This window comes from Pantoea sp. GW821-FHT03E06, assembly GCF_059420725.1.
This window is the reverse complement of record NZ_JBWKUG010000001.1, coordinates 1,000,143-1,016,192: the sequence shown is the minus strand read 5'-3', so window position 1 is coordinate 1,016,192 and position 16,050 is coordinate 1,000,143. Positions and strand designations below refer to the sequence as shown.

Annotated in this window: 17 protein-coding genes; 6 read left to right on the top strand and 11 right to left on the bottom strand. The window is 54.9% G+C overall.

Translation table 11 applies throughout. From position 1 onward, the window contains the following. Positions 1-19: 19 nt before the first annotated feature. The 4 genes from nusB to nrdR all read right to left on the bottom strand — a co-directional run bounded on the left by nusB (position 20) and on the right by nrdR (position 2,576). Positions 20-439 carry a transcription antitermination factor NusB gene (gene nusB / locus AC07WB_RS04610; RefSeq protein WP_007887007.1) on the bottom strand — a complete coding sequence of 140 codons (420 nt, stop codon included), beginning with the start codon at positions 437-439 and terminating at the stop codon, positions 20-22. Between the two features lie 19 nt (positions 440-458). Further along, positions 459-929: a 6,7-dimethyl-8-ribityllumazine synthase gene (ribH, locus tag AC07WB_RS04605; protein WP_097094733.1), complete on the bottom strand. Its 471-nt coding sequence runs from the start codon at positions 927-929 to the stop codon at positions 459-461. A 90-nt stretch (positions 930-1,019) separates the two neighbouring features. Further along, entirely contained in the window at positions 1,020-2,123 is a 1,104-nt protein-coding gene (gene ribD / locus AC07WB_RS04600; RefSeq protein WP_345827164.1) for a bifunctional diaminohydroxyphosphoribosylaminopyrimidine deaminase/5-amino-6-(5-phosphoribosylamino)uracil reductase RibD, read from the bottom strand. Positions 2,124-2,126: 3 nt separating this feature from the next. After that, positions 2,127-2,576: a transcriptional regulator NrdR gene (nrdR, locus tag AC07WB_RS04595; protein WP_008103978.1), complete on the bottom strand. Its 450-nt coding sequence runs from the start codon at positions 2,574-2,576 to the stop codon at positions 2,127-2,129. A 174-nt stretch (positions 2,577-2,750) separates the two neighbouring features. Between nrdR and lysM the strand changes: the two genes are divergently transcribed. Further along, positions 2,751-3,188: a peptidoglycan-binding protein LysM gene (gene lysM / locus AC07WB_RS04590; RefSeq protein WP_097094735.1), complete on the top strand. Its 438-nt coding sequence runs from the start codon at positions 2,751-2,753 to the stop codon at positions 3,186-3,188. Positions 3,189-3,202: 14 nt separating this feature from the next. Next, positions 3,203-3,766, top strand: a complete 564-nt coding sequence (locus AC07WB_RS04585) for a SadB/YajI family lipoprotein (RefSeq protein ID WP_494940106.1) — start codon at positions 3,203-3,205, stop codon at positions 3,764-3,766. Between the two features lie 57 nt (positions 3,767-3,823). On the opposite strand, the gene secF is transcribed toward AC07WB_RS04585, so the two are convergent. The 5 genes from secF to queA are packed head-to-tail and all read right to left on the bottom strand — an operon-like array spanning position 3,824 to position 9,259. Beyond that, the gene (gene secF, locus AC07WB_RS04580; protein WP_097094737.1) at positions 3,824-4,792 is read right to left on the bottom strand and encodes a protein translocase subunit SecF; all 969 of its coding nucleotides are present in this window, start codon (positions 4,790-4,792) and stop codon (positions 3,824-3,826) included. 10 nt (positions 4,793-4,802) lie between these two features. Next, a complete protein-coding gene (gene secD / locus AC07WB_RS04575) occupies positions 4,803-6,650 on the bottom strand; it encodes a protein translocase subunit SecD (RefSeq protein ID WP_494940105.1) in 1,848 nt (615 codons plus the stop codon). A 25-nt stretch (positions 6,651-6,675) separates the two neighbouring features. Continuing rightward, positions 6,676-7,008 carry a preprotein translocase subunit YajC gene (gene yajC / locus AC07WB_RS04570; RefSeq protein WP_064740429.1) on the bottom strand — a complete coding sequence of 111 codons (333 nt, stop codon included), beginning with the start codon at positions 7,006-7,008 and terminating at the stop codon, positions 6,676-6,678. Positions 7,009-7,032: 24 nt separating this feature from the next. After that, positions 7,033-8,157: a tRNA guanosine(34) transglycosylase Tgt gene (gene tgt, locus AC07WB_RS04565; protein WP_097094739.1), complete on the bottom strand. Its 1,125-nt coding sequence runs from the start codon at positions 8,155-8,157 to the stop codon at positions 7,033-7,035. Between the two features lie 31 nt (positions 8,158-8,188). Next, positions 8,189-9,259, bottom strand: coding sequence for a tRNA preQ1(34) S-adenosylmethionine ribosyltransferase-isomerase QueA (gene queA / locus AC07WB_RS04560; RefSeq protein WP_494940104.1), 1,071 nt, complete (start codon positions 9,257-9,259; stop codon positions 8,189-8,191). Positions 9,260-9,441: 182 nt separating this feature from the next. On the opposite strand from queA, the gene AC07WB_RS04555 reads away from it, so the two are divergent. The 4 genes from AC07WB_RS04555 (at position 9,442) to AC07WB_RS04540 (ending at position 12,987) form a co-directional block, all read left to right on the top strand. Beyond that, positions 9,442-10,023 (top strand): acyl carrier protein phosphodiesterase, encoded by a 582-nt coding sequence (locus AC07WB_RS04555; RefSeq protein ID WP_494940103.1) that lies wholly within the window; start codon positions 9,442-9,444, stop codon positions 10,021-10,023. Positions 10,024-10,218: 195 nt separating this feature from the next. After that, on the top strand, positions 10,219-11,028 hold the full coding sequence (locus AC07WB_RS04550; RefSeq protein ID WP_494940102.1) for an inositol monophosphatase family protein: 810 nt from the start codon (positions 10,219-10,221) through the stop codon (positions 11,026-11,028). Continuing rightward, positions 11,028-12,269: a histidine-type phosphatase gene (locus AC07WB_RS04545; protein ID WP_494940101.1), complete on the top strand. Its 1,242-nt coding sequence runs from the start codon at positions 11,028-11,030 to the stop codon at positions 12,267-12,269. The genes AC07WB_RS04550 and AC07WB_RS04545 overlap by 1 nt, the downstream gene beginning before the upstream one ends. Positions 12,270-12,561: 292 nt before the next feature. Next, positions 12,562-12,987, top strand: a complete 426-nt coding sequence (locus tag AC07WB_RS04540) for an acyltransferase family protein (RefSeq protein ID WP_494940100.1) — start codon at positions 12,562-12,564, stop codon at positions 12,985-12,987. Positions 12,988-13,070: 83 nt separating this feature from the next. Here the strand turns inward: AC07WB_RS04540 and proY are convergent, their stop codons facing one another. After that, entirely contained in the window at positions 13,071-14,426 is a 1,356-nt protein-coding gene (gene proY, locus AC07WB_RS04535) for a proline-specific permease ProY (RefSeq protein ID WP_097094744.1), read from the bottom strand. A gap of 67 nt (positions 14,427-14,493) precedes the next feature. Further along, the gene (brnQ, locus tag AC07WB_RS04530) at positions 14,494-15,813 is read right to left on the bottom strand and encodes a branched-chain amino acid transporter carrier protein BrnQ (RefSeq protein ID WP_097094745.1); all 1,320 of its coding nucleotides are present in this window, start codon (positions 15,811-15,813) and stop codon (positions 14,494-14,496) included. Positions 15,814-16,050: the final 237 nt, after the last annotated feature.

Genomic DNA, 16,050 nt, shown 5'->3' with positions numbered 1-16,050 from the left:
GGTAAACCGGCCTTCATTACTATTTTTTATTGGGTCGAATTTGCGGGGCAGCTTTGTCGAGGACACCGTTGACGAATTTGTGGCTGTCTTCAGCACCAAACACTTTGGCCAACTCAATGCCTTCGTTGATGGCCACTTTGTAAGGCACATCAGAACGCTTGCTCAGCTCATACAGCGAAATACGCAGGATGGCTTTTTCTACCTGGCCCAGCTCTTCCAGCTGACGCGACAGGTAAGGCTTCATCAGACCGTCCAGGTACGCGCTGTTAGTCGCCACACCGGCCAGCAATTCGCGGAAATAGCTAATATCGACGTCTTTGACGTCTTGTTCCGCCAGAAACTGGTATTCCACATCGGCAATGTCGTTCTTAGACAGCTGCCAGGAGTAAAGCGCCTGAACAGCGCACTCACGGGCGCGACGACGAGCAGCAGGTTTCACAAAATTCCCCTTACAAAAATCAGGCTTTGATGGCTTTCAATACGTTGATCATTTCGAGTGCAGTCAGGGCCGCTTCGGCACCTTTATTTCCTGCTTTCGTGCCGGCGCGTTCAATCGCCTGCTCGATATTTTCAGTGGTCAACACGCCGAAGGTCACCGGGATTTCGCTGGACATGGCGACGTGCGCAATGCCCGAGCTGGCTTCACCGGCCACATATTCGAAGTGTGCGGTGCCGCCACGGATGACAGTGCCCAACGCGACAATGGCGTCGTGCTTACCGGCTTTCGCCAGTGCGCGTGCTGCCAGCGGCAGTTCGTATGCGCCCGGAACCCAGACAACGGTGATGTTATCTGCTTTCACCTGGCCGATGCGCTTAAGTGCATCCACCGCGCCGTCCAGCAGGCTGTCATTAATGAAGTTGTTAAAACGCGCAATTACGATGGCAATCTTTGCATCAGGCGTGGCAACAGGAGCTTCGATAACTTTCATACATATCCTTTGGGTTGTTTTATGGCCCCGCAGAAGGGGGCGGATTCTATCATACTCTTTGGCGACGCGCTCAGGCTTTTCCGCGCGCTGTCAACGCGGGGTTAACGTTAAGCGCAGGTCTTCGCCGACCCGGCGCACATCGCTAAAATTCAGGGCGGGCGCATCCGTCAATTGTTCCAGTCCGGGCAGCTCGCACAGGCCACGCGCGGCGTTGCCCAGCAGCTTCGGTGCCATATACACGATCAACTCATCCACCAGCCCCGCCTGCAGCAGCGCGCCGGCTAAGCTGGCACCCGCTTCAACCCAAACGCTGTTAATCTGGCGCTGGCCGAGCAACATCATCATGGCGACCAAATCGAGCTGTTCGCCGCGTTGCGGCACCGCAATCTGTGTAACGCTAGCAGGCCACGTTTGGCGATCGGGTTCGCTGCGCATCAGCCAGGTTTCGCCGGGCTGGTCGATCAAACTATGCTGCGGCGTAACGCGCTGTTGGCTGTCAATCACCACCCGCACCGGCTGACGCAGCTGGTTTTCATCGAGCCGTGCACGGACATCGGCACTCAGTTCATTCCAGCGCACCGTCAGCGAGGGATTGTCGGCTAACACGGTGGCGCTGGTGCTAAGGATAGCTGAACTCTGGGCGCGCAGACGTTGCACATCGCGCCGTGCCGCTGCCGAGGTGATCCATTGACTTTCGCCGCTCGCCATCGCGGTGCGCCCATCAAGGGATGCGCCAAGTTTCAGCTGAATCCACGGGAAGCCGGTGCGCATCCGTTTCAGAAAACCGCGATTCAGCGCTTCCGCTTCGTTGATCATGACGCCATGGCTGACATCGATGCCCGCCTGCTGTAAACGATACAGTCCGCGCCCTGCCACCTGCGGATTGGGATCCTGCATCGCGGCGACCACGCGTGTGACGCCTGCGGCAATCAGCGCATCGCAACAGGGCGGCGTGCGTCCATGATGGCTACAAGGTTCCAGGGTGACATAGGCGGTTGCGCCTTTGGCACGTTCGCCCGCCATACGTAGCGCGTGCACTTCCGCATGAGGTTCGCCCGCGCGCTGATGCCAGCCTTCGCCGACAATTTCGCCCGCGCGCGCAATCACGCAGCCAACGTTAGGATTAGGCGTGGTGGTAAAGCGTCCGCGGCGCGCCAGTTCCAGCGCGCGCGCCATGTAGCGTTCGTCAGTCATGGATTAATCCTGTAAACGGGCAATCTCTTCGCCAAAATCGCGAATATCTTCAAAGCTGCGGTAGACCGAGGCAAAGCGGATGTAAGCGACTTTATCGAGCTTTTTCAGCTCATCCATTACCAGATTACCAATCAGGGCACTGGGTACTTCACGTTCGCCGGTGGCACGCAGCTGGGTTTTTATATGATTTACCGCGCTTTCCACCGCATCGGCGCTCACTGGGCGTTTTTCCAGCGCCTTGATCATGCCGCTGCTGAGCTTATCTTCGTTGAAGGGTTCACGTACATCGTTGCTTTTCACTACGCGCGGCATCACCAGTTCAGCCACTTCAAAGGTGGTAAAACGCTCGTGACACACCAAACACTGGCGGCGGCGGCGCACCGAAGAGCCTTCACTGACCAGACGCGAATCAATCACTTTGGTGTCCACAGCGGAGCAGAATGGGCAATGCATGACGTTTCCTGTCGCGAGATAATTAGGTCACACAGTGTAGCGCGATCTCGGTTGCAACTAAATACAAGGCGCGGAATCTGCATCCCCTTCACAGACATGGCATCAGCATGCCAGCAAACGGTAAAAAACCACTACGCTTTAAGAGCCAATCCGGCACATTTTCAGGAGGTTTCTATGGGTCTGTTCGATTTCGTGAAAGAAGCTGGAGAAAAACTGTGGGATGCCGTCAGTGGCGGCGATGATGCGAGTAAGAAACTGCAGGATCACATCAATAAACTGGGTTTACCCGACAGCGATAAAGTGAAGGTGAATGTGCAAGGCGACACCGTTACGGTCAGCGGCGATGGCGTTTCCCAGGAGCTGAAAGAGAAGATTCTGGTAGCGGCGGGGAACGTGGCAGGGATTACTAAAGTAGACGATCAGGTAAAAACCACCGATTCCGCCACGCCAGCCGAATTCTACACGGTGAAAAAAGGCGATACCTTGAGTGCGGTATCAAAAGCCGTCTACGGAAATCCTAATGAATACAACAAGATTTTCGAAGCAAACAAGCCAATGCTGACGCATCCTGATAAGATCTATCCAGGTCAGGTTTTACGCATTCCCAAATAACAGAAGGATATTGCATGACGATCAGGAGGTTTATGGTGCCAGCGGCGCTCTCAATGCTGGTGCTAAGTGGTTGCAGTTCAACGCCGGTTTCACCGCAGGTCAAAGAGTTGCATCAGGAAGTGAGTCAGCTTAATCAACAGATGCGCAAGCTGACGAATCAGGCAACGGCACTGGAAATTCAGGGACAGCTGAACAGCCAGTCGACGCAAGGCGCATGGCTGTTACCGCAGGCAAACACGCCGGTGGAGTTGCAAACACAGCTCGGCAAGCTGCGTTTATCGCTTACTCAGGTGGCGGGTGAAGCCAACGGCAGTCGTGCCAACCTCAATATCCGCGCCACCGATGACCAGCCGATTCCGGCGCTGCGCGCTACCGTTGTCTGGGGTGAAATGGATCCGGCCAGCGGCAAACCGCTTAATGCAGAGAGTCTTAGCCAGACCATCGACGTTCCGGCTAGCTTGATGCCGCGTAGCACGGTGACCGTACCGCTGCGGCTGAGCGGCTTAGCGCCGGATCAGCTCGGCTACGTACGCGTGCACGATGTTGAGCGTCCCGCGGCGAACACCATCACGCCCTGATCGCAGGCATAAAAAAACGGGCTGCCACTGGCAGCCCGTTTACTTTTTCACGTAGCGTTAAGGCAGAATAGAAGGCTGATCGGCGCCCTCTTTTTCCACTTTCTGCACCAGCATGTGTTCGCGCTTCATACCGAGTTTCAGCGCCAGCGCTGAAGAAACGTAGATGGACGAAATGGTACCGATGGTGACACCGATCAGCATGGTCAGTGAGAAGCCTTTCAGCAACGCACCACCAAACACGAACAGAATCAGGATCATCGCCAGCGTGGTGAGTGAGGTGATCAACGTGCGGCTCAGCGTTTGGGTAAGCGACACGTTAGTAATGTCGTAAGAGGAACCGCGACGAATCTTGCGGAAGTTCTCACGAATACGGTCAGATACCACGATCTTATCGTTAAGCGAGTAACCAATCACCGACATCAGTGAAGCGACAATGGTCAAATCGATCTCAACATGCGCCAGCGACAAAATGCCGCAGGTGATAATCACGTCGTGCGCCAGCGCCAGCACGGTACCGAGCGCTAAACGCCACTCAAAGCGGAAGCCGATGTAGATCAGAATCGCAATCAGTGCCGACAGCAGCGCCATTGCGCCGGCCTGCGCCAGATCGCTACCCACGCTGGGTCCAACGAACTCGACACGCTTCACGGTGGCGTTCTGTTGCGTAGTCTGACTGATGGATGCCAGCACTTTATTACCCAGTTCCGTACCGGCATTGCCGGTGGCTGGCGGCATACGCACCATCACGTCGCGGCTGCTGCCAAAGTTCTGCACCAGCGGCTCTTCAAAGCCCGCCTTCACCAGCCCTTCACGCAGCGCATCCAGATCCGCCGGTTTTTCCAGGTTAATCTCAATCACCGTTCCGCCGGTAAAGTCGAGGCCCCAGTTGAAGCCTCGCACACCAACGATGGCAATAGAAGCCACAATCAGCAAACCGGAGATGATGAAAGCCAGCCGATCCCAGCGCATAAAGTCGACGACTTTACGCCCGTGATTGAGCTGCTCAATACTATATTCCTGTGCCACAACGCACTCCTCAGATAGACAGCTTGTTGATGCGTTTGCCGCCGTACACCAGGTTAACGATGGCACGGGTGCCGACGATAGCGGTAAACATCGAGGTTGCGATACCGATAGCTGTGGTAATCGCAAAGCCTTTGATTGAACCGGTACCGACCGCATAAAGAATGATGACTTTAATCAGCGTGGTGACGTTGGCGTCGACGATACTGGAGAAGGCGCCTTTATAGCCCTCATGAATCGCCTGCTGTACCGAGCGTCCGTTACGCAACTCTTCTTTAATACGTTCGTTAATCAACACGTTAGCATCGACCGCCACCGCCAGCGTCAACACAATACCGGCAATACCCGGCATGGTGAGCGTCGCGCCTGGCAGCAGTGACATGATGCCGACAATCAGCACCAGGTTACACAGCAGTGCGCTGGTCGCGATAAGACCAAACTTCTTGTAGAACACCACCATAAAGATGATAGAGGCGATCAAACCCCACAGGCAGGCTTCAAGGCCTTGTGTGATGTTCTGCTGGCCCATGGTTGGACCGATGGTACGCTCTTCTACAATCTGGATCGGCGCAATCAACGCACCCGCGCGCAGCAGCAGCGACAGCTGGCGTGCTTCGTTTGGATTGCTGATGCCGGTGATACGGAAGCTATTGCCGAGGCGCGACTGAATGTTCGCCACGTTAATCACTTCTTCCTGTTTCACCAAAATGGCACGGCCGTTGGCATCTTTCTTACCGCTGTCTTTGTACTCCACAAACAGGGTCGCCATCGGTTTACCGATGTTGTCCTTAGTGAAGTTCGACATCATGTTGCCGCCCGCGCCATCCAGCGAAATGTTCACCTGCGGCTGGTTGTACTCGTCCATGCTTGAAGTGGAATCGGTGATGTGGTCACCGGTCAGAATCACACGTTTGTACAGCACCACGGGCTGCCCTTCACGCGTCTTCTTCACTTCTGAATCGCCTGGCACACGGCCGCTTGCCGCCGCGCTTGGGTCTACGCTGGTGTTAACCAGACGGAACTCCAGCGTCGCGGTTGCACCCAGAATCTCTTTGGCGCGCGCGGTATCCTGAATACCCGGTAGCTCCACCACGATGCGGTCAGAACCCTGACGCTGCACCAGCGGTTCGGCGACACCAAGCTGGTTCACACGGTTACGCAGGATAGTGATGTTCTGCTGAACCGCATACTCACGCGCTTCGCTCAGACGCGCATCACTCATGACGGCACGCAGCGTATCGCTGCCAACGCTCGAAATCACCAGATCGCGATGACGGGATGACAAATAGCTGATTGCCGCGTCACGGCTAGCGCCGTCACGGAAACGCACTTCTACGCCATAGTTCGCGATTTTGTTAACGGTAGTATACGGGATGCTTTTGTCGCGCAGATCACTGCGCAGGCTGTCGGCATTCTGCTCTTGCAGTTTGCCCAGCGCGGTATCCATATCCACTTCCATCAGGAAGTGAACGCCGCCGCGCAGATCAAGACCGAGTTTCATCGGTTCTGCGGCCAGCATGGTCAGCCAGCGTGGCGTGGCCGGCGCGAGGTTGAGTGCCACAACGTAGTCTTCGCCCAGCGCGGTGGTGATTGCATCACGCGCGCGCAGCTGCACATCCTGAGTAGAAAAACGGGCCAGAATGGCACCATTTTCCAGAGCAAGAGATTTGCTCTCAATATTGTCTTGTTTTAATACGGTCTGGATCTGATCCAACGTTTGCTCACTGGCGGCGCCACCGCGCGCACCAGTGATCTGAACGGCCGGATCCTCACCATAAAGGTTAGGAAGCGCATAGAGCAGGCCGACGAAAATCACGACGACCAGCATGATGTACTTCCACAAAGGATAACGGTTTAACACGGCAGTTCCCTTCGGGAAGAAAAAATTACAGCGCCTTCATAGTACCTTTCGGCAGAACGGCGGCCACGAAATCACGTTTAACAACTACTTCAGTGGTGTCGTTCAGGGCGATAGAAACATAGCCAGTTTCTGCCACTTTGGTCACACGGCCAACCAGGCCACCGCTGGTCAACACTTCATCACCTTTAGAGATGGAATCCATCAGCTTCTTGTGATCTTTGGTACGCTTCTGCTGCGGGCGCAGAATCATGAAGTAGAAGATCAAACCAAAGACCACCAGCATGATCACCAGAGAATACGGACTTCCCTGCGACGGTGCGCCTGCTGCGGCTACGGCGTCAGAAATGAAAAAGCTCATTAAATTTCCCTCATTGATGAATTATCAGACGTTCAGCGGAGGAACCGCTTTCCCCGTCCGTTGGTAGAACTCGCTAACAAAGTGCTCTAATTTACCCTCTTCGATGGCATTGCGTAAACCTGCCATCAAACGCTGGTAATAGCGCAGATTGTGAATCGTATTCAGGCGTGCGCCCAGTATTTCGTTACAGCGATCAAGATGATGCAAGTAGGCACGGCTATAATTGCGACAGGTGTAACAATCACACTCAGCATCAAGCGTTGCGGTGTCATCTTTATACTTGGCATTACGAATTTTCACCACGCCATCGGTAACAAACAGATGACCGTTACGCGCATTGCGCGTTGGCATGACGCAGTCAAACATATCGATACCGCGGCGAACGCCCTCCACCAGATCTTCTGGCTTGCCGACGCCCATCAAATAACGCGGTTTGTCTTGCGGAATTTGCGGACAGACGTGCTCCAGGATACGGTGCATGTCCTCTTTAGGTTCACCCACCGCCAGGCCGCCCACAGCGTACCCATCAAAGCCAATCTCTACCAGACCTTTAACCGAGACATCTCGTAAATCTTCGTAAACACCGCCCTGAATAATGCCGAACAGCGCATTTTTGTTGCCGAGCGAATCAAAACGGTCGCGGCTGCGTTGTGCCCAGCGCAGCGACATCTCCATTGAACGCTTGGCATAATCCCAATCGGCAGGATAAGGCGTACATTCGTCGAAAATCATCACCACGTCAGAACCGAGGTCGAACTGAATCTCCATCGATTTTTCCGGATCGAGGAAAATCGGGTCGCCGTTGATCGGGTTACGGAAGTGCACGCCCGCTTCAGTGATCTTACGGATGTCGCCAAGGCTGAATACCTGAAAGCCGCCGGAATCAGTGAGGATTGGGCCCTGCCAGTTCATGAAATCGTGCAGATCGCCATGCAGCTTCATGATCTCCTGGCCTGGGCGCAGCCACAGGTGGAAGGTGTTGCCCAGCAGGATCTGTGCGCCGGTCTCTTTCACTTCTTCCGGCGTCATGCCTTTTACCGTGCCGTAGGTGCCGACGGGCATAAAGGCCGGGGTTTCGACAACGCCACGATCAAAGACCAGACGGCCACGGCGCGCGCGCCCGTCGGTAGTATCTAATTCAAATTTCACATTAACCTCATCAGAAAGACAGTCTGACTTTTTATGCCCCGACACTTTCGTCAGGTGCTTGTGGATTACGGGTGATGTACATCGCATCCCCGTAGCTAAAGAAACGGTACTGCTCTGTCACCGCGCTGTGATAAGCCGCCATGGTGTGTTGATAACCGGCAAAGGCCGATACGAGCATAATCAGGGTCGATTCCGGCAGATGGAAATTGGTGATCAGCGCATCGATCACCTGATAGTGATAGCCGGGATAGATAAAAATCTGCGTGTCATCGAAGAACGGTGCAATCAGCGCGTCCTGGCTGGCCTTCGCCGCGCTCTCCAGCGACCTTACCGAGGTGGTGCCCACGGCAACCACTTTATTGCCGCGCGCTTTACACGCCAGCACGGCATCGACTACATCCTGCGGCACTTCGGCGTATTCAGCGTGCATGATGTGATCTTCGATGGTTTCCACGCGCACCGGCTGGAAGGTACCGGCACCAACGTGCAGCGTGACAAACGCCATCTCTACGCCTTTGGCTTTCAGCGCCTCCAGCAGCGGTTCGTCGAAGTGCAAACCGGCGGTTGGCGCGGCGACAGCACCCGGGCGCACGCCATACACGGTTTGGTACAGCTCGCGATCGGCATCTTCATCCGGACGATCGATATACGGCGGCAGCGGCATATGGCCGACGCTGTTAAGAATATCCAGCACCGCGCGATCGTCTTCAAAGGCAATTTCAAACAGCGTGTCATGACGCGCCACCATCGTTGCTTTGACGCTTTCGTCATCGCCAAGCAGTAACTCTGCGCCTGGCTTTGGCGCTTTCGAGGCGCGCACGTGCGCCAGCACGCGTTTATCGTCCAGCATGCGCTCAACCAACATCTCGATTTTCCCGCCGCTGGCTTTACGGCCAAAGACGCGCGCCGGAATCACGCGGGTGTTATTGAACACCAGCAGATCGCCCGGATTGAGCTTATCCATCACGTCAGTAAATACGCCGTGGCTTAACACACCGCTTGGGCCATCCAGCGACAGCAAGCGACAACCGCTTCGCTGCGCCTGCGGATAATGGGCGATTAAGGATTCAGGCAACTCAAAGGTAAAATCGGCTACGCGCATGCTTCACTTCTTCAGGACTTAAAATCAGGCGGCATAGTCTAGCGGAAAAGCGGCAAATTCTGAACAACTGGCTGTGCTTCTGTGATTCTGCCTATACACACCATAATTCGAGTCAGTGATTCGGGTGAGCGAGAGCAGCCAGCGCACCTGTAACTTGAAGTCTGACGTGTATATAATGCGCCATGAACTTTCTCGCTCACCTTCACCTGGCGCAGCTGGCAAACAGCTCACTGCTGGGTAATCTCATGGCCGACTTCGTGCGCGGCAACGTGCAATCGCAATGGCCTGCTCCCGTGGTGGATGGCATTGCCATGCATCGCCGCATCGACGTGTTGACCGACAATCTGCCCGAAGTGCGTATTGCACGTGAACTGTTTCGCCCTGAAACGCGCCGCGTGGCGCCGATCACGCTGGATGTAATTTGGGATCATTTCCTTGCGCTGCATTGGGATAAATTTCACCCTACGCAATCGCTGGTCGCATTCACCGCCGCGGCCGAGCGCGACATCGTGCCGCAGCTGGCGGGTACGCCGGAAGGCTTTATCGAGCTAAACGCGGTGATGTGGCGCGAGCGCTGGTTTGAGCATTACGCTGAGCCGACGCGGCTGGCGCGCGTATTAAGCGGCATGGCACATCGCCGTCCACGCCTGGCGGCGTTACGCGCTTCCTATCAGGATTTTGTCGATCACTACGATCAACTTGAACCGCTTTTCTTCCAGTTTTATCCCCGCCTGATGGCCGACGCGCGCGCGCAGCGACTGTAAGTGCAACGCCGCGTTCGCCGCTTTACACACCACGCGTGCGAAATTTCCTGCTGTCCCGCCCTGCCCTCTTGTCAGCCGCAGTCATCTGCGGCTTAATGAAGCCTTTCTTAACTTTTGTTAAGTCTGTCACACAGCCAATGCGCCATTTTTGGCGTTTGATGTTGCTTCTCCGGCCTGAAATCATAAGAGGGAAAGATGTCATCAGCTTCGCTTACCGAACTCGACGCTCGTTATCAATTCGCCCGCGATGTGGCGAAAGCCGCCGCCAGTCGCGCCTTATCCTGGTATCAGCAACGCCATCAGTTAGTGATTGAGCATAAAAAGAATCTGCAGGATGTTGTGAGCGAGGCGGATCGTAACGTGGAGGAGCTGGTCAAGCACCTGATCGATGAACGCTTTCCTGAGGATGCGGTGCTCGGCGAAGAGAGCGGCGGTGAAACCGCTAACGCACGTTTCATCTGGGTGATTGATCCCATCGACGGCACCAGCAGCTTCCTCAATGGGCTCCACAACTGGTGCGTTTCGCTGGCAGTGGTGTGCGAAAACGAACCGGTGATTGGTGTGGTATGCGATCCTAATCATCAGGAAACCTTTCATGCCTGCCGTGGTAAAGGGGCGTGGGTCAATGACCAACGCATCCATGCGCATGACGCGCAGCGGCTCGATCAAGGCGTGCTTGGCCTTAGCAGTTCGAACAGCCAACCGATTGAACCTCTTACCCGGTTTATTGGTGCACTTCTGACGCAGGGCGGAATGTTTATCCGTAATGGTTCCGGTGCATTAATGAGCGCCTGGGCGGCTGCCGGTCGCCTGATCGGTTACTACGAAGCACATATGAATCCGTGGGATGGCTTGCCAGGCATTGTCCTGATGCGCGAAGCGGGTGGGATCACCAACGATTACCTTAGCCACGACGGACTTCAGCACGGCAACCCTGTTCTGCTGGCGAATGCGGTCATTTACCCCCAGCTGAAAGCGCTGCTGCCTGCGCACCAGAGTCTGTGATGGCACGCCTGTTTCTCGCCTTGATCTTCTGCTTGCTGGCGACGCAGGCAGCCGCCGACGAGCGCTATCAGCTGGAAAAAGTGGTAGAGATCAGCCGCCACGGCGTCAGGCCCCCGACGCCAGGCAATCGCAAAGAGATTGAAGCCGCAACGGCACGGAGTTGGCCGCAGTGGAATACCGCTGATGGCGATCTCACCGGGCATGGCTATGCGGCAGTTGTGAATAAAGGGCGCTGGCAAGGCGAGCACTATCGCCAACTCGGGCTGCTAACCACTGGTTGTCCGGATAGTGCGCAGATCTACGTGCGTGCCAGCCCTCTGCAGCGCACGCGCGCCACCGCCGATGCGCTGGTAGACGGCGCCTTTCCGGGCTGCGGCGTTCAGATCCATCATGTGGATGGCGATATCGATCCGTTATTCCAAAGTAATAAGCTGCCGTTCGCGCAGCTCGATCCCACGCAGGAAAAAGAGGCCATTGCCGCGAGAGCGGGCGATCTTGCGGCGTTACAACAGCGTTTACAGCCCGAAGTTCAGCAATTGAAACAGGCCGTCTGCAGTAGCGACTGCGCCTTTTTTGATCGACCCTGGCAACTGCGGCAGACCAAAAGCGGCCACACTTATGTGCAGGGTTTGAGCGTGCTGGCGAGCATGGTGGAAACGCTACGGCTCGGCTGGAGCGAGAATTTGCCGCTCAGCCAGCTGGCGTGGGGAAACATCACCTCGGCGCAGCAAATCAGCGCCCTGCTGCCGTTGCTCACCACCAATTACGATCTCAGCAATGACGTGCCCTACATCGCCCAAAAGCGCGGTTCAATCCTGCTCGATGCGATTGTAAAAGGGTTAGATAACCGCGCTGATTCGCCAAATACCCGCTGGCTGCTGCTGGTCGCGCATGATACCAACATTGCTATGCTACGTACGCTGATGCATTTCAGCTGGCAGCTGCCCGGCTATGCGCGCGGCAATATTCCGCCCGGCAGCAGTTTAGTATTCGAGCGCTGGCGGGACACCACTGATAACACGCGTTTCCTGCGTATCTATTTTCAGGCACAAAGCCTGGACGATCTGCGCCATCTCACGCCGATCGATGCACAACATCCGTTACTACGCGCAGAGTGGCATCAGCAAAACTGTCGTGAAACCAAGGTGGGTACGCTTTGCCCTTATCAATCAACCCTGCAACAGTTGAACCAAGCCATCGATCGCCATGCATTAAGTACGGTGGATTACCCTCAACCCTAAGATTGATTTCAATTACGCTTAAGCTCGATAAATGATGCGGGCTTAACTTTCCTGAAAAATTACTCAAGCTCAGCGTAAGTAACGATCTCATTCCGGCTGCGACTTTTCTCCTTTTAGCTTTCTCTATCCCGGCGCCAATAAAAATAGGATATGCTGCGCAAGTCAAACATCCCTTAGTAATACTCATTTTCTCTTTTTTGCAGTTTTTTCGGCGACAGGATGCGCCGATTTATTTTTTAACGCCCTGTATTCGTCCAAGCCCAAATCATTAATATCAATTTGGATCACTATTATGACTGCGACTGCCTCTCACCGCTATCGGGCGGACATCGACGGCCTGCGTGCCGTGGCCATTATCCTGGTGGTACTGTTTCATTCCGGCGTCACCACGCTGCATGGCGGCTTTATCGGTGTTGATGTGTTTTTTGTTATTTCTGGCTTTTTAATTGGTGGGATTATTAGTAAAGAAATAGCCGAAGGGCGTTTCTCGTTTTATCAATTCTATTTGCGCCGTATTCGTCGTATCGCCCCTGCGCTATTTTTTATGATGACGATATTGCTGCTGCTCGGATTTATTCTGCTTTCACCGCTGGAGTTCAGCCAGCTGGCGAAATACAGCGTGGCGGTATTTATCTCCGTACCCAATATGTTATTGCTGAAAAGCGGTGACTATTTTAGCAGTGATTCCGTCAGGCGGGCAAAAAAACACACTGATTGAGGATGCGCCCTCGGTGGATGTCGATCCGCTGCGCTCATTCATGGCAATCAGGTGCGCAGAAATGCGCACCTGGAATAACAACATTAGCGCTTATGCTTTTTCACCAGCGGCCACGCCAGTAACAGCAACACAATCCACGCGAAACCGACATACAGCGACACGCGCGTATCCGGGAAATAACCAATCAACCCGATGATAAACGCCAGGAACAGCACGCCGAACCACGCCGTGGCGCTGCCGCCCGGCATGGCAAACTGCAACTTACCGGCTTCTTCTTTGCCAATCTTGCGGCGGAAAGCGATCTGCGACAGCAGAATCATGATCCACACCCAAACGGTGGCAAAGGTCGCCAGCGAGGCGATCACCAGGAACACTTTTTCCGGCATCAGGTAATTCAGATACACCGCAACCAGCATCGCCAGCATCATCACCACAACAGTGACCCACGGAATGCCGCGCTTAGAGATCTTCTGGAACACCTTTGGTGCGTGGCCCTGCTGCGCCATGCCGTGCAGCATACGCCCTACACCAAACACATCGCTGTTAATCGCTGACAGCGACGCCGTCAGCACCACGAAGTTAAGGATTGAGGCCGCGGCGGCAATGCCCAAATGCTGGAAGGTCAGCACAAACGGGCTGCCTGAGGTGCCAACCTGATTCCATGGATAAATCGACATGATCACGAACAGCGTGCCGACATAAAACACCAGGATGCGCATCGGTACCGAGTTGATGGCACGTGGAATTGAGGTCTTTGGATCGTCGGCTTCACCGGCCGTGATGCCGATAATCTCAATGCCGCCGTAGGCAAACATTACCATCTGCAGCGAAAGCAGCATGCCAACGATGCCGTGGGCGAAGAAGCCGCCGTTCGTCCAGAGATTGTGAATACCGGTCGGCTGCCCACCGTTGCCAATACCCCAGAAAATCATGCCGAAGCCCGCGATGATCATAATGATGATGGTGGCGACTTTGAAGAACGAGAACCAGAACTCCACTTCGCCAAACACTTTCACACTCATCAGGTTAATGGCACCGATAATCAGCACCACGCTCAGCACCCATATCCAGTGCGGCACCTCGGGGAACCACACGCCCATGTAGATACCAAAAGCCGTTACGTCGGCAATCGCCACAATCAGGATTTCAAAGCAGTAGGTCCAACCGGTGATGTACCCCGCCAGCGGGCCGAGATAGTCCTGCGCATAGCGCGAGAAGGAGCTGGCCTGCGGATTGTTCACCGACATCTCACCCAGTGCGCGCATGATGATGTACGCCACCGCACCGCCGATGATGTACGCCAGCAGCACGCTAGGGCCCGCCATTTTGATGGCATCAGCCGAGCCGTAAAACAGCCCGGTACCAATTGCCGATCCCAGCGCCATAAAGCGAATGTGGCGCGTGCTCAGTCCGCGTTTGAGCTTATTGGTTTCTTGCATAACACTCAGTACCTTGAAATGAAAAAACCACGGGCGAGCCCGTGGTCGAAATTAACAGCAGTGTCGCTTACTGATGCACAGCGACCTGTTCACGTCCTTTGGCCCGATCGACCACTGCGGCAATCACCAGCATCGCCAGTGACGGCGGCAACCAGGAGAGCCCCTGATCGGCCAGCGGCAGATGCTGGCTGAACAGCGGCAGCACATCTTTAAAGCTGGTGGTTTTAATCGCATCCACGACACCGAAAAGCAGGCTTATCAGCATGGTCGGCGCAATGATACGCGTGCTTTTATTCCACCATTTCAGGGTGAAACTCAATACCACCAGCACGATGCATGGCGGATAAATCGCCGTCAGCACCGGAATCGAGATCTGAATCAGATGGCTCAGGCCGAGATTCGACACCACCATGGAGAACAGACCCAAAATAAATACCAGCGTTTTATACGACAGTGGCAGGTATTGCGCAAAGAATTCTGCACAAGCGCAGGTCAGTCCAACCGCCGTCACCATGCAGGCCACGAAGATCAGCGCCGCAAGGAAGAAGCTGCCCATGCCGCCGAACGTCTGCTGTACGTAAGCATGCAGAATCTCTGCACCGTTGGCGCTCTGCGCCACCAATGCACCGCTATCGTTGCCGAGTTTGAACAGCGTCAGATAAATCAGCGTTAAACCGATACCCGCGATGATGCCAGCCAGCATGGTGTAGCGCGTCAGCAATTTGGCATCTTCAACACCGCGTGAACGCGCCGCATTGACGATGACGATACCGAACACCAGTGCGCCCAACGTATCCATGGTCAGATAACCGTTGACGAAACCGCTGGAGAAAGCCGCACGCTGATACTCTTCAGTGGCCGGCGACAGGCCGCCAGCTGGCCAGATCAGTACGGCAACGCCAAGTACAATCAGTGCCAGAATTTTCAGCGGTGCGAGGAAATGGCCCACGGTATCCAGCAATTTGCCCGGATAAAGCGAAATGCCGATCACCAGCGCGAAGTAAATCAGGCTGTAGATAAACAGCGGCATGGCGCCATCGCCTGTCAGCGGAGCAATACCCACGGCAAAGGAGACGGTGGCCGTACGCGGAGTCGCAAATAGCGGTCCAACGGCCAGGTAGCAGACGGTTGCCAGCAGCAAACCAGCCGCTTTACCAATCGGTGAGCTCAGCGCATCAATGCCGCCGCCAACGCGCGCCAGCGCAATAACGGTGATCACCGGAAGACCTACAGCAGTAATCAGGAAGCCGAGAGCAGCCACCCAAACGTGTTCGCCAGACTGAATACCCACCATCGGTGGGAAGATAATATTTCCTGCGCCAACGAACAGGGCAAACGTCATAAAGCCCAGCGCCAGGATATCCTTGGAGGTTAAACGGTGTGTCATAAACTTCTGTACTGCCTGTAGCTGATGTTGCGGTGGAAGTTGGGTTCGTGTTGTCCTCTGGATGCGCTAAAACAAGGGCTTAACTGACAAGACCAGCGTGTTATACCGGTCAAAACGCCAAAGCGCAGGTGATTTAAACTACTTTTCTTCTGTTCGCAGAGGGATAAATCGACAACGGCGCAAATTAGAACGTTTATAGCGAAGAAAGGCAATACAGGATCGGAAAACCAGAAGGAT

What these genes read in the sequence shown, in the direction of transcription:
- AC07WB_RS04545 (WP_494940101.1), top strand. Translation starts at nt 11,028, where the DNA reads ATGGCACGCCTGTTTCTCGCCTTGATCTTCTGCTTGCTGGCGACGCAG.
- brnQ (WP_097094745.1), bottom strand. Translation starts at nt 15,813, where the DNA reads ATGACACACCGTTTAACCTCCAAGGATATCCTGGCGCTGGGCTTTATG.
- AC07WB_RS04555 (WP_494940103.1), top strand. Translation starts at nt 9,442, where the DNA reads ATGAACTTTCTCGCTCACCTTCACCTGGCGCAGCTGGCAAACAGCTCA.
- AC07WB_RS04540 (WP_494940100.1), top strand. Translation starts at nt 12,562, where the DNA reads ATGACTGCGACTGCCTCTCACCGCTATCGGGCGGACATCGACGGCCTG.
- ribD (WP_345827164.1), bottom strand. Translation starts at nt 2,123, where the DNA reads ATGACTGACGAACGCTACATGGCGCGCGCGCTGGAACTGGCGCGCCGC.
- yajC (WP_064740429.1), bottom strand. Translation starts at nt 7,008, where the DNA reads ATGAGCTTTTTCATTTCTGACGCCGTAGCCGCAGCAGGCGCACCGTCG.
- ribH (WP_097094733.1), bottom strand. Translation starts at nt 929, where the DNA reads ATGAAAGTTATCGAAGCTCCTGTTGCCACGCCTGATGCAAAGATTGCC.
- lysM (WP_097094735.1), top strand. Translation starts at nt 2,751, where the DNA reads ATGGGTCTGTTCGATTTCGTGAAAGAAGCTGGAGAAAAACTGTGGGAT.
- nrdR (WP_008103978.1), bottom strand. Translation starts at nt 2,576, where the DNA reads ATGCATTGCCCATTCTGCTCCGCTGTGGACACCAAAGTGATTGATTCG.
- queA (WP_494940104.1), bottom strand. Translation starts at nt 9,259, where the DNA reads ATGCGCGTAGCCGATTTTACCTTTGAGTTGCCTGAATCCTTAATCGCC.
- AC07WB_RS04550 (WP_494940102.1), top strand. Translation starts at nt 10,219, where the DNA reads ATGTCATCAGCTTCGCTTACCGAACTCGACGCTCGTTATCAATTCGCC.
- AC07WB_RS04585 (WP_494940106.1), top strand. Translation starts at nt 3,203, where the DNA reads ATGACGATCAGGAGGTTTATGGTGCCAGCGGCGCTCTCAATGCTGGTG.
- proY (WP_097094744.1), bottom strand. Translation starts at nt 14,426, where the DNA reads ATGCAAGAAACCAATAAGCTCAAACGCGGACTGAGCACGCGCCACATT.